The organism is Streptomyces mirabilis, assembly GCF_039503195.1.
Lineage (GTDB): Bacteria > Actinomycetota > Actinomycetes > Streptomycetales > Streptomycetaceae > Streptomyces > Streptomyces mirabilis_D.
The window spans coordinates 10,907,952-10,920,310 of the sequence record NZ_JBCJKP010000001.1 but is presented as its reverse complement, the minus strand read 5'-3'; the positions used below and the strand labels follow the sequence as shown (position 1 = coordinate 10,920,310).

The window sequence follows — 12,359 nt, the reverse complement described above, 5'->3', positions numbered from 1 at the left end:
CCATACCCCCGCCTCAGCCGTCGCCTTCGAATCTCATCGAATCATTCGACGGCGGACATGACAGTCGCTTTCCTGAAGTCCGGGCAGGTCGGCCGAGCGACATCAGGCGGCACCAGTCCGTCACGTCGCCAACTGGCTGCGCACCGGAAGGACATGAGTCGGGGAGGAGCTCCTCGGCTGTACGCCATGAATTGCACGTTCCAGTGATCGATGGAGGCACGAATGAAGTTCAAGCTCGGACGGCGTATCGCGGTCGCCGGCGCGACCGCGGCCCTGGCTGTCGGCGCCCTGGCCCTCTCGACGGGAAGCGCCTCGGCCAACAGCTACATCAACGTCCCCCTCAGCACCGCCCACGGTGTGGGCCTGTACTCGGGATCCAGCACCTCCGGCACGTACCTCAGGGACACGAACCCCCTGTTCAAGTCGCACGGCGACAGCATCACCGCTGTCTGCTCGGTGGTCGGGCAGCAGATCGGCAACGACGGTGACGTCTGGTACATGACCAGCCAGGCCAACTTCAACTGGTACGGCTACAGCGACTTCTTCCCTGCCCCGAACCCGGCGTGGACGTTCGCGCCGTACGTGGACGGCGCGAACGCCTTCCACAACGGCCTGAGTCACTGCTGACACTGGACATGCCATGCGGAATGCGTCGTGCACATTGCTCCGGCGCATTCCGCGATCGAGTCGGCCCCCGCGCACATCGCCGCGACCAGGGTCATCGCCTTCGCCGATGGATTCGCCCCGGCGCTGTTGGCCGCGCCGGTGATCCGCACCCCCTCGGCGACCTGGGCGGCAGGCCGGGTCGCTCGTCGAGCCGGACCAGCGGCACCAGCCTCGCGTCCGCCATCAGATTCTGCTCGTCGAACACGACGAAGACGGTTGAGGGGCCGTGAGAGGATTGCACTTACGGGATGCCTTACTGTACGTGCCCGATGGAGCCGTAGAAGAGTTCCATCATCACAGGCCGCAAGGCACCTCATCTCCGGCAATCTTCCGCCGCAAAAGATCAACCGGTGGATTCGGGTGCAGGTGGCCCCGCAACAGCGGGGCCACCTTTCTATTCGACGAGCCTCAACGAGCCTTCTCGTACGCTTCACGGACCGCGGCCGGCACGCGACCACGATTGCTGACCTCGAAGTCGTTTGCCTTAGCCCAAGCCCGGATCGCCGACGAGTCGTCGTTACCGCCCGTCGGAGCCTTGAGCTTCCCCTTGGCCTTCGCGCCACCGCGAATCCTGCGAGCGCCGGTAGCGTGGAGATACGGATTCAAGATCTCAAGGAGCTTTTCGTAGTTCTCATCCGTGAGGTCGATCTCGACCCCAGCTCCGTCGATGAGGATGCTGTGTGTGGCGATTTCCGACGATTCCTCGCCGGTCAAATCATCCACATATGTTGTGACTACTTTCTGGGCCATGTGGGGATCGTAGGACACGTTCAGGCGAATCTGAAAATCGCAGGCGTTCGGTCTCGGTACTGCTGTTTCCATGGGCCAGCGTGAAGGCGTTGACGTACTTGGGATTCAGTCCCTTTTTTGGTGTGCGGAGGCTCGCCCAGTAGAGCTTGGTGGATCTTGCGGTCTTCGCTGCGCTGCACCGCTTCGCCGTCCAGAGGATCGCCGCAGCCACCGCGTAGCAGCGATCTGGCGCGGCCGAAGGGCACCGTTCCTCCGCCGGCAAGGCCTCAAGTCGTGAACGGAGCAAGGCCACGGTCCGCCAGGTGATCGGGTGCGCCAGCGCGGCACGTCGTCGACCGCTGCCGAGTGGATGGTCACGCTCATGACGAGGGGTCTCACTCTCCGCAAGGCAGCGAAGACAGTGCGGCCTCGCGGCCGCAACAGTCATTGGCAGCGGTGTGACTTACCAGCCGCACGGGTGAGCCGACGGCAGACTGCCGGACGGGCCGGATGCAGACCCACTACGAAGATCCCAAACAGTTCGCGATCTTCGAGAGGTACGCCCTCGTGCGCTTCACCCGCGCCTCCCGCACCGCTACCGCCGCAGTTGCTGCGCTGGCCGCGAACTCAGCGTTGAGCCCAAGGCGTACGACCCGCACCTGGACGTCGACTTCAGCACGCTGCGCGGCGACGGCCCCGGCTCGGACGGCTACGGCCAGGCAGCCTGACCATCGATGCCAGGTCACGACTTCAGCGGCAGCGTGATGCCGTCCGGCGCCGGCGCCATGCACACGCATCCGCACTTGGATCGGCAAGTGTGAGGCCGGTGCCGGCGGCCGCCGCGTGCATCGGCGGGCGGATTCGCGACCAACTCCGCAAGCTCGTCCGCCGTGAAAGGGGCCGATTCCTCGGTGCGAGGCCGACGGCCCCGGGAAGGGTGGCCACGGGTCGCCGTCCGGCGCTGAATCGCCGGCCCTGGCTGCGCTGTCGTATCCGTTCTGGATGTGGGCCCGCCGGGGGCGGTGCACTGTGTGCGGATCAGCGGGTGATCGAGATCGCGAAGGGCGCGAATCCGCTGGCCCGAATCACGTGCGGTACGAACAGTATCGCGGCCTCCGTGGCGCGGGCGGTCTGGATCCCGCCGAGATCAGTGATCCACTCCTTGCGCCAGCCGAGGTTGATGAGCAGTTCACGGACGGTCTGCTTGGCCTGCGGGTCCTCGCCGGAGAGGAAGGCATCGGGCGCCTGGGTGAGCGTGGCTGGCGCGGTCATCACCGGGAAGAGCATGGTGTTGAGTGTCTTGACGACGCGCGTTTCGGGGAGCGCTTCCTGGAGTTGCTCGGCGAGGCTTGAGCCGGGGTAGATCAGGTCGGCGGGCAGTCCGTCCGGTCCGTCGACAGTGGCGTTGGAGACGTCGACGAGGATCTTGTCGCGCAGTTCCTCGCGCAGGGAGGCGAGCCGGTCCAGCGAGCCGGCACCCGGGGTGGCGTTGATGACGATCTGGGCTGTCCGGGCAGCGTCGGCGGCGGCGCCCGGCGCGCGGTCCACCACGGTCACCTCATGCCCTGCCCGGGTGAGGGCTGCGGCCAGGTTGCCGCCGACGCGGCCGTTTCCGAGAACTGCGATCGTGGTCATGAAGATCTGGTCCTTCCGTGCGTGCAGGTTGTGGTGCGCGGTCAGCGTGAGAGCGTGGCGACGGCCTCGGCGTGGACGCCGGGCGCGGCTGCCAGGAAGCTCTCGCTCTGCGGGGTCCAGGGGCCACCCTCGGCGTCGGAGATCTGTCCACCGGCCTCCGTGACGAGCAGCGCCCCGGGCAGCAAGTCCGCGCGGGCGCCGGCGAACAGCCAGAAGGCGTCGATCCGGCCGGCGGCCACGTTCAGCAGGTGCAGGGTCGCGGGCACGGCGGTGCGAACGACGAGCGCGTCGAAGAGCATCGCGGTGATCGAGGAGCCGACGCGCCGCACGACCTTCTCGTCCTCGTCCGGCCGGGCCTGGCTGGTTGCCACGATGCTCAGGCCCAGGTCCGCGGTCTGGGAGACGTGCAGCGGCCGGCCGTCGAGGTGGGAGCCCGCGCCGGTGAGCGCGGTGTAGGTCTCGCCGGTCAACGGCACGTGGACCGCGGTGAGCACCGGCTGGTTCTCACGCACGAGGGTGGCGGTCACCGCCCACTCCGGCAGAGCGTGCAGGTGGTTGACGTTGCCTTCGGCCGGATCCACGACCCACCATTCGCCGGGCGGCAGCGCCCCGCCGTCCAGTTCGTCCTCCACCCAGCCCGCGTCCGGGCGCAGGCGCGTGAGGCGGGGGCGCAGGATGTCGAGGGCCGTGTCGTCGTTGGCGGCGAGCGCGCGCATCAGCTCTTCGCGGGTCTGGTAGCGGACCACCTCGCCGAAGCGCTCGCGCAGCGCCGAACCCGCCTCACGCACGGCGATCGCGGTCTGGGCGAGCAGGTCGGCGTCGGAGGCGGCGAGGTCAGTGGTCTGAAGCGTTTCGGACATGGTGGTATTCCCGTCTGAGGAGGGGTGCTGAGGCCGGTCGAGGGCCGAACTGCGCGTTATTTCTTGCGCTTCGCCTCAACGGTATGCAGCCCCGCAGTTAACTTCAAATGCATGTCAGGCACGGCTAGGATTACTCACATGCAATTGGATTTGAACCTGCTCGCCGCGCTCGACGCGCTCCTGGAGGAGGGAAGTGTGGCCGGGGCGGCGGCGCGCCTGCATGTCACCGCCCCCGCGATGAGCCGGAGTCTGGGCCGGATTCGGCGCACGACCGGGGATCAGATCCTGGTGCGCACCGGCCGCACGATGACCCCGACGCCGTATGCGATCGCCGTCCGGGAACAGGTGCATGAGCTGCTGCACCAGGTCCAGGGGGTGCTGGCACCGAGCCGTGAACTCGATCTGGCAACGTTGGAGCGCACTTTCACACTCCGCTGGCACGATTCCCTGGTCGCCTTGAGCGGCCCCGCACTGCTCGCGGCCGTGCGCGGACAGGCACCGGGCGTGCGATTGCGCTTCGTCGCGGAATCGAGCATCGACACCCCCGAGTTGCGCCGCGGCGAGGTCGACCTGGAGGCGAACGCCAACCGCCCGAGCACACCCGACATCCGTGCCGAGAACGTGGGCGAGACCCGCCTCGTCATCGTCGTGAGGCAGGGGCACCCCCTCACCCGCGTCAGGACCGTCACCGCAAAGCGGTACGCCGACGCTGAGCACGTCACCGTCTCGCGACGTGGAAACCTCAGCAATGCCCTCGACGACGCCCTCGCGCGGCTCGGCCTCACCCGCCGCGTGGTGGCGACCGCGCCCACGGAAGCGGCCGCGCTGGAGTTCGCGCGCGGCTCCGATATCCTGATCAGCGTCCCCGAAGCCACCACGCGGTCAGCGGTCGCCGACCTCGGCCTGGTCGTGCTCCCCCTCCCGCTCGAACTGCCGTCGGCACCGATATACCTGTCGTGGCATCAGCGCTACGACACCGACCACGCCCACGCCTGGCTGCGCGGGCAGGCGCGAACCGCGCTGGCCATGCGCGGAGCGCCGTAGTCGGCGCCGTCCCGGCCGCTTCACCCATACGTCCACGCGACCACCTTGATGCCGCACGGCCGACCGCTGTGCGGACCCGCATCAGATCACCAGCCCCCGGCGGCAGGCGCACACGACCAACCTGAACGCGGTCGCGAAGCCCGAGTTTGCCGAGAATGCAGGACGTCTTGACGGTCTCCTGGCTGCCTCCATCCCAATGCTGCTGGCTCGCTACCGCCACGCCTCCGTCCGCTCCCTGGAGCGGTACGCACGCCACAGCGTAGGCGCGGTCGCTCGGCACGTCGCCGAACGCGGCGGCAATCTGCTTGTACGTCAGCAGCAGGTTGTCCCCGCGCTCGCGGGGGTGGCCCCGTAGGCGAGGGGACGACCCACCCGTGACCATCCACGGCGGGGTGTACGGCAAGCTACCCCCGCGGGCGCGGGGACGACTTGGTTGTCGTGACGGCCATCCACCAGGCTTCAGCCCCGCGGGGTCTCCTCCGGGAGGGGGCGAGGGTGAGGAGGCCCTGGCCGTACCCCTTGGCAGGGCTGATGCCGGTCAGCAGGGCGTTACGCACTGCGTCGGGGTCGGTTACGCGCAGCTGACCTTGGAAGGTGGCGGTGGAGACGGTGACGCGGGGCCCGCCCGTGCGCTTGTGGAAGCGCAGGATGTCGCGGGCGGTCAGAGCGACGGCGGGCGCCGGGGGCAGGGCTTCGTCGATGCGGAGGCCGGGGCGGGCTCGGTGGTGGCGGCGGCCGGGACGGTGAAGCCGTGGCGGTCGGCCTGCTTGAGCAGCCAGCCGATCTGCTGTTCCACGATGCGGTGAGCGACGCGGAAGCCGCGGCGCCGGATGGGTGTGCCGGGCGCGTCTGCACCGGGTTCGCGGTCAGCCGGAAGGCGAACTCCCTGCTCAGGGCGACGCGTTGGAGCAGGGGCGTGTAGTCGGCGATGAGGGGTTCGCCGCCGTCGGCGCCAGGCCAGCCTGCCTGTTCCACCAAGTGTTCCCAGGAAGGCCGGCTGTTGGTGAGGACGAGGATCTGGGCGCGGTGGGCGGTGTTGGTCTCCAGGCGCCACAGGGCGCGTTCGGCGACGGGCTGGGCTGCGAGGCCGCCCAGGACGGCGGCGTGCAGCCGGTGGGGGTTGGAGAGAAGGGCGAGCGCACTGCGACGGCGCGGGTTGAGGGCGACCTTTGACGGGTACGGCATGTTCGTCACCAGCCCAGGAGGGCGAAAAGGTCGTGACCGGGACGGTCTGGTCGGGTGCGGGCGTGGGCCCGGCCGGGTGGCCGGTGGGGATGGTCGCCCACAGGTGCCGCACGGCGCGCCGGCCGAAGACGGTGCCCGTCTTCAAGCTGTAGGTGTCGGGGACATCGTCGACGAGAAGGTCGGCGGAGGGATCCTCGACGGGGGCATCCAGCACCACTTGCGGGGTGCGGATGTGGCGGCGGTGCGCGGACGCCTGCCAGGGCACGTCGGCGAGCACCTCCTGCAGGCGGCGTCCGGGCGCAGGCCGAGACTGACCGGGCCGGTGGGCGGACAGGAGCGGCGGCCGAGGGACAGCGGGAAGACCGGCTGACGTACGGCGCATTCCAACCCGGCCAGAAGCGGGGCAGCGCCGCGCAGGACGACGGTGAGACCGCGTCCTGGAGGTAGTAGCGCTGGGTGACGCCGGTGTACTTGGCCGGGCTGGTCTTTTTCTGCAGGCCTTTGGCGTCACCTTCGCTGAAGGCAGGGGAAGACAGGGGAAGGCCGCGGTGGTCGCTGACGGTGTGGTAGTCGCGCAGCAGGGTGCCCGGCTGGTCGACGCGCACGCCCAGGTGCAGGCCGAGCAGGTCGCTCAGGGACGCCTCGCGGGACCGGCCGTCGGCTGCGGCGAGCAGGCCGACGATGCCCGATTTGGTGGGCTGGGGCAGGGTGTCGCGCCGGTTGTAGCGGGAAGGGCCGCCCCAGGACTGCAGGGGGGCGGCCAGCCTGAGGACGAGCACGGCCTGGTCGGTGGTCATCGCGCACCGGCCTGTGCGGTCTCGGACTGGCCGAGGCCGCCGTCGGCCAGCCATGCGCCGACCAGGGCGTCCACCTGGTCGAGGAGGGCGGGGAAGGCGAGGGAGGGCCCGAACGTGTCGGTGAGTCTGTCGGCATCCAGGGCGTAGGTGGCCACAGTCCGCGTCGGCACGGTGCCCCAAGTCTGTCCGACGGAGGCTAGTTCGCCGGCCAGGCGCACCGCGGATTCGGCGGCCAGGCCGCTGTGGCCGGCGACGGGCTCTTCGAAGGCGGAGACCAGGTTGACCGGCTGGTCGGCGCGCACGGTGACCAGGACCAGGTGGGGCAGGGTGCGGTGGGCGGAGTTCTGATGGCCGGTGGGCATGGAGCGGTTGAAAGGCTCTGCCTCCGGCAGCCGAATACTCGCTCCGCTCGTTTCGCGCGTCCCCGCGCGAAAAACATCCAACTGCCGTACGTAGCCGTCCTGCTGCTCGGCACCGACGCACTTGAGGACGACCGGGAGGATCTCCTCCGACAGGTCGCGGTCGTAGCTGGTGTAGCCGGTCAGGGATACGAAGATCCGCTCGGCTGCCTCGCGTACCCGGTGCACCTGCTCCTCCCCCGCGGCGGTGACCGCCGTGGGCGAGCGGCGCGGTGGCGGGCTCGATGCGGCCGGTGGCGGTTGTGGAGCGGCGGCTGTCGCGCGGGCCTGGCGGACAGTGCGGTCGGCGATGTGGGTGAGCCTGCTCGCGACCGCCTGGACGGCACCGAGCCAGCCCGGCCGCCTTCTACGGCACCGGCCTCGATCACCGCAAGGAGGTGCTTTACCTCCCCCAGTCTTGCGCCGGCTGCTTCAAGGAGAGCGGACACGCGACGACGGGCGCTCGCAGCCGCCTCTGCGTACAGAATGCTCAGCGGTAACGCGGGCTCTTCAGGGCTGGTGCTCATACGCGGCTTCCCATCTGGTGTGTTACCTGAGTTCAACGGAGTAGCTGCTGCCAGAGAATTCCCAGCCGTCTGTGCCTTCGCCGATGTCGGCGATGATGACGTCGTCGATGAAGCGGTCCTCGAAGTCGTCGTCGCGCAGGTCGCCGGCCAGCCAGAGCGCCTCGATGTCGCTCCAGTCGCCGCGGCTTCCGTCGATGCGCAGGGGGCAGCGCGGCGGTTGCCGCGTTCGCGTTCGTCGGCGCCGGTTTTGACGAGGCCGCTGATCTCGAACTGGCCGTTCTTGACGTGGTCGGGGATGGGGTCGGCGGGGACGATGGCGACGTTCTCGTAGGCGGTGTGGATGAGGTTGCGGTAGCTGCGGCGGACGTTGTACTCGGGATCCGACAGCCACTTGATCAGGGTGTCGGGTTTGGCGTCGAGGCCGGCGCTCTCCAGGGCCTCGTAGCCGCGTCTGGTCCCGGTGAGCTGGCTGAGCTGGGCGTGCCAGTGCTTGGCGCTGTACGTCGACAGCCGGTGGCGGGGGTGACCTGGGCGCGCAGGAGATCGCCCAGTGCGGCGCCGCGGGAGTTGCCGCGGCCTGTGGGTCCGGCCATCAGTCGTCCTTAAGAATGTGGGCGGTCCAGGAGGACCGGGTGTGGCTGATCAGTCGTTGCCGTTGATGGCTCAAGGTGAATGGCCGCCCGGTCCTCCGGGACGCTCTGACTGCTGATTGAGAGCTGCGGACATCGCTGGTTAAGGACCTGTCGGCGGAGTGTTCCCCGGGCCACGAACGCACCTGGCGTAGAGGAGCGGAGCGAACCACATGGGCGTGACAAGCGAGCAGATATGGGTCGGCATCGACGCCGGCAAGGGACATCACTGGGCGGTGGCGGTCAACGCTGACGGCGACAGGGTCTTCTCCCAGAAAGTACTCAACGACGAAGACGAGATCCTCGAGCTCATCGCAACGGCCTGCGAGGCTGGCGACGAGGTGAGGTGGGCGGTGGACATTTCTGGCCGCGCTTCCACCCTGTTGCTGACCCTGCTGATCGCCCACGGCCAGCTGGTGGTCTACATCCCCGGGCGCACAGTCAACCGCTTGTCCGGTGCGTACCGCGGCGAGGGGAAGACCGACGCCAAGGATGCCCTGGTCATCGCCGACACAGCCCGGATGCGTCGGGACTTCGCACCGCTGGTGACGCCCCCGGAGTTGGTTTCCGAGCTGCAGCTGCTCACCGCGCACCGCGCCGATCTGATCTCCGACCGGGTGCGGCTGATCAACCGGTTGCGGGACCTGCTCCTCGGCATCTGCCCCGCATTGGAACGGGCCTTCGACTACTCGGGCAGTAAGGGATCGTTGGTCTTGCTGACCGGGTACCAGACGCCAGCCGCCCTGCGGCGAATCGGCGTCAAGCGGCTGACCACCTGGCTCGAACGCCGCAAGGTCCATAAGGCCGCCGAGGTCGCAACCGGGGCGGTGGAAGCCGCTCAGAGCCAGCAGACCGCGCTGCCCGGCGAAGAACGGGCCGCCAGACTGGTCTGCGGCCTTGCCCATCAGATCCTCGTCCTGGATCAGCGCATCAAGGACATCGACCGGCAGATTCGCGAGACCTTCCGCACGGACGACCGTGCCGAGATCATTGAGTCCCTGCCGGGCATTGGCCCCATCCTGGGCGCTGAGTTCGTCGCTATCGTCGGCGACCTGTCCGCGTACGCGAACGCCGGACGTTTGGCTTCTCACGCCGGCCTCGCCCCAGTGCCGCGCGACTCCGGCCGCCGAACCGGCAATTACCACCGGCCCAAGCGGTACAACCGGCGACTGCGGCACGTCATGTACCTGTCCGCGCAGACCGCGATGACGAGGCCAGGCCCCTCCCGCGACTACTACCTCAAGAAACGTGCCGAGGGGCTGCGTCACACCCAGGCTCTCTTGTCCCTCGCCCGACGCAGGGTCGATGTCCTGTGGGCAATGCTGCGTGACAAGAGGATGTTCACGTCCGCCCCGCCGGTCCCGCAGGCGACTTGACTCAGTCATTGAGAATCACCTTCGGGGATGAACTCGCCGGGCTGGATGAACTTGGCCTTGACCTCGCCGAAGCCGGTCCCGATCCGGTAGGTGGAGGGCGGCGTGCCGGGGGGGTGTCCAGAAGATAGCGGCGTCGACGTTGCGCAGGGCGATGAGGGTGTGGCCTTCCTGGACGGCCTTGAAGGCGACGGTCCAGTGGCGGACGGATGCTTCGGCGACCATGTTCATGCGCCAGTCCGGCCGCCAGAACGGGGACCGCTGCGAGGGGCGCTTGGGCCACAGCAGGCGCAGTGCGATCGACAGGCGGGTCTTGTAGTTCTTGTACGGCTCGCCGCCGGCCTGGATGAGCTCGGTGCGGGCCTCGCGGGCCGCGGTGTAGAACGGCTTGAACAGCGACTCGTTCGCCTTCCCCGTCCACGAGTCGTGGATGGTCACGGGAGCGGTGAGGTGTCCCTCGCGGTGCAGGCGCTCCAGCTGCCTGATGTGCGGGGTGGTCACCCACACGCGGCCCTGCTCGTCGGGCCGCTCGATGAGCCGTCCGAGCGGGTGCGGCATGCCCGGGTAGTCCCATTCCGGGATGTCGATCTGGTAGATCGCGGCCTTGGTCTTGTCGAAGGCGTCGAGAGGGCCGGTGTGCAGGAGCTTGTTCGGGGCGAGGGGGACGGCCGAACAGGCGGAAGGGAAGGAGCCGTTGCGGTCGATCAGGCACAGCACGCCGTCCCCGAAGGAGGCGGGCACGTCGAGCTGGTCGCGCCGGACCCGCTTGCCGTTCTCTCAGGTGTGGTTGATGCGGGTGCTGGTAACGTCGGGGTGGACTCAGCGGGGCTCGCCGTCCATGTCCTCGCTGATCAACGGCCAGGGGCCGTCCTCCCGGTCCTCAAGGCGGATGACCGGGATCGGGTGCATCTTCGAACGGGTCACCGAGTCCTTGAGGATCCGCAACGCCGGGAACACCGCAGTGTCCGGCTCGACCTCCTCGTCGCCGGGGACCAGGCCGTCATCGTCGTCCCGCCGGACTTCCTCGTCCGCGTCCGAGACGGCGCCGCTGGCGGCGGCAGGTCGGGCGGGTTCCGGGGCAGAAGGCTGCGCGGTGGCGCCGGCGGGGGCGGGCGCGTTGTAGGCGTGCGGCGCGGCCGCGAGACGACGGCCCTCGGCGGTGTCCGGCATCTGCGGCGGCGCGGCAGCAGCCTGCCTCAGCGACGTCGCGAGCTCGTCGATCGCCTCCTGTTCACCGGCTACCAGTGCGGTGCGCAGCGCGGCCAGCAGGTGCGTGAGCGCGGACGGCAGTCCCTTCTGGGCGCCGGAAGAGTAGGGCAGCGCGGCGTCGGCCAGCTCCCGCGCCACGGGTGCGGTGTGCAGCCTCCAGTCTTCGCTGCCGGTCCCGGCGACGGGCGCGGCCTCTGCGTCGCCGAAGCGGGCGTGCAGCAGGTCGGGGCGCAGGTACGCGGAGCCGATCACACCGAAGTCACGTTCCGCCACCGTGACTTGGACCCTGCCGGGATCGGTGGTCGCGGTGAGCGTCAGCAGGACATCGGCGTCCAGGAGCGAGAGCAGCGTGGGGTCGTCACTGTCGACGACGGCGAGTACCGGCACGTGCAGGGTGCGCGCGAGGGTGGAGAGGATCTGGGAGGCGTCGGGGAGCCGGTTCCCGGACAGCGGCAGGCGAGCGCTGTGGGTGGCCTGGAGGCGGTCCACGACCACGAGGGCCAGCCCTCCATGTGCGGGGCGGTCTCCGCGATGTCCTTGGCGGTCAGGTTGCTGCCGTCATCGATGAGCAGGACGTCGCCGGCCTGCACGAGTTGGCGGGCGACGTCCTGCTCGTGGGCGGTGAGGCGTCCCTGCTTCAGGCGCGGGTAGTCGCCCCCGGTCTCCGCGGACAGGATGCGGCGGAAGACGTCGTCGCGGTTCGGTCCGGACGCCGCGTACAGGACCGTGCGATGGTCGACCAGCGCGGTCGTGCGGGCGGCGGCCAGCCCCAGGAGACTTCCGCCGACGCTCGGGGCGGCCGCCCCCAGGGTCAGCCGACCCGGCTGCAGACCGCCGGTCGCCGCGTCCAGGCCGGGCAGCCCGAACGTCGGGCCGGCGGTGAGCACGGAACCGATGGCATCGCCCAGTGTCGCGAGCCTGCGCGGCGCGCTTTCCCGGTCCTGCTGTCCTTGGCTGTTCACCGCACCTCCTGCGGGCGCCGCGCCGGAGGGTACGGCCGGGTCGGACGAGAGGGCACTTGCGTGAGTGTCGACGGGGAGCAGCACCGCGACGGGCGTGATGTTCCTGCGGAGCACCTGCGGTTGACCTTGAGCCGCCCGCGAGATCAGGTCACCGAATTCCTTCTGCGCCGCGCTCAGTACCCAGGCAGGGAAGGCGTCGGCTTTCCGCGCTGCCGGGAACCGGTCGAGCGGGGCGAGCAGAACACGGTCCTCCCGCTTGTGGATCAGCGTCGTGACTCCGTCGCCCTCCGCGCGCTTGACCAGGGCGTACAGGTCCCTGCGGGCGTCGCTCGCGTTCATCGCGTG

At 69.3% G+C, this 12,359-nt stretch carries 11 protein-coding genes and 2 pseudogenes; 4 read left to right on the top strand and 9 right to left on the bottom strand.

Annotated features, from left to right (window positions below; genetic code table 11):
- The first annotated feature begins 222 nt into the window (after window positions 1-222).
- Entirely contained in the window at window positions 223-627 is a 405-nt protein-coding gene (locus AAFF41_RS50175) for a hypothetical protein (RefSeq protein WP_343326203.1), read from the top strand.
- 447 nt (window positions 628-1,074) lie between these two features.
- Here the strand turns inward: AAFF41_RS50175 and AAFF41_RS50170 are convergent, their stop codons facing one another.
- The 3 genes from AAFF41_RS50170 to AAFF41_RS50160 all read right to left on the bottom strand — a co-directional run bounded on the left by AAFF41_RS50170 (window position 1,075) and on the right by AAFF41_RS50160 (window position 3,890).
- On the bottom strand, window positions 1,075-1,416 hold the full coding sequence (locus tag AAFF41_RS50170; RefSeq protein ID WP_319753870.1) for a histone-like nucleoid-structuring protein Lsr2: 342 nt from the start codon (window positions 1,414-1,416) through the stop codon (window positions 1,075-1,077).
- Between the two features lie 1,017 nt (window positions 1,417-2,433).
- The gene (locus tag AAFF41_RS50165; protein WP_319753869.1) at window positions 2,434-3,030 is read right to left on the bottom strand and encodes an NADPH-dependent F420 reductase; all 597 of its coding nucleotides are present in this window, start codon (window positions 3,028-3,030) and stop codon (window positions 2,434-2,436) included.
- A 41-nt stretch (window positions 3,031-3,071) separates the two neighbouring features.
- A complete protein-coding gene (locus AAFF41_RS50160) occupies window positions 3,072-3,890 on the bottom strand; it encodes a 3'(2'),5'-bisphosphate nucleotidase CysQ (RefSeq protein ID WP_343326202.1) in 819 nt (272 codons plus the stop codon).
- 138 nt (window positions 3,891-4,028) lie between these two features.
- On the opposite strand from AAFF41_RS50160, the gene AAFF41_RS50155 reads away from it, so the two are divergent.
- Entirely contained in the window at window positions 4,029-4,934 is a 906-nt protein-coding gene (locus AAFF41_RS50155) for a LysR family transcriptional regulator (RefSeq protein WP_319753866.1), read from the top strand.
- Window positions 4,935-5,338: 404 nt separating this feature from the next.
- Here the strand turns inward: AAFF41_RS50155 and AAFF41_RS50150 are convergent, their stop codons facing one another.
- The 5 genes and pseudogenes from AAFF41_RS50150 to AAFF41_RS50130 all read right to left on the bottom strand — a co-directional run bounded on the left by AAFF41_RS50150 (window position 5,339) and on the right by AAFF41_RS50130 (window position 7,503).
- Window positions 5,339-5,599: a type I-E CRISPR-associated protein Cas6/Cse3/CasE gene (locus AAFF41_RS50150; RefSeq protein WP_319753888.1), complete on the bottom strand. Its 261-nt coding sequence runs from the start codon at window positions 5,597-5,599 to the stop codon at window positions 5,339-5,341.
- Window positions 5,596-5,730 (bottom strand): hypothetical protein, encoded by a 135-nt coding sequence (locus tag AAFF41_RS50145; protein WP_319753864.1) that lies wholly within the window; start codon window positions 5,728-5,730, stop codon window positions 5,596-5,598. Before AAFF41_RS50145 ends, AAFF41_RS50150 begins: the two co-directional genes overlap by 4 nt.
- Before the next feature lie 104 nt (window positions 5,731-5,834).
- Window positions 5,835-6,119: pseudogene (locus AAFF41_RS50140) on the bottom strand (type I-E CRISPR-associated protein Cas6/Cse3/CasE); the annotation flags it as partial.
- A 5-nt stretch (window positions 6,120-6,124) separates the two neighbouring features.
- Entirely contained in the window at window positions 6,125-6,916 is a 792-nt protein-coding gene (gene cas5e / locus AAFF41_RS50135; RefSeq protein ID WP_343326201.1) for a type I-E CRISPR-associated protein Cas5/CasD, read from the bottom strand.
- Complete coding sequence (locus AAFF41_RS50130) at window positions 6,913-7,503, bottom strand: type I-E CRISPR-associated protein Cas7/Cse4/CasC (protein WP_343326200.1); 591 nt, start codon at window positions 7,501-7,503, stop codon at window positions 6,913-6,915. Before AAFF41_RS50130 ends, cas5e begins: the two co-directional genes overlap by 4 nt.
- Before the next feature lie 297 nt (window positions 7,504-7,800).
- On the opposite strand from AAFF41_RS50130, the gene AAFF41_RS50125 reads away from it, so the two are divergent.
- Both AAFF41_RS50125 and AAFF41_RS50120 read left to right on the top strand, forming a co-directional pair.
- A complete protein-coding gene (locus AAFF41_RS50125; RefSeq protein ID WP_343326199.1) occupies window positions 7,801-8,172 on the top strand; it encodes a hypothetical protein in 372 nt (123 codons plus the stop codon).
- Between the two features lie 471 nt (window positions 8,173-8,643).
- Window positions 8,644-9,846, top strand: coding sequence for an IS110 family RNA-guided transposase (locus AAFF41_RS50120; protein ID WP_343326198.1), 1,203 nt, complete (start codon window positions 8,644-8,646; stop codon window positions 9,844-9,846).
- A 5-nt stretch (window positions 9,847-9,851) separates the two neighbouring features.
- On the opposite strand, the pseudogene AAFF41_RS52100 reads toward AAFF41_RS50120, so the two are convergent.
- Window positions 9,852-12,353 (bottom strand): annotated as a pseudogene (locus AAFF41_RS52100) (DnaB-like helicase C-terminal domain-containing protein).
- Window positions 12,354-12,359 lie beyond the last annotated feature (6 nt).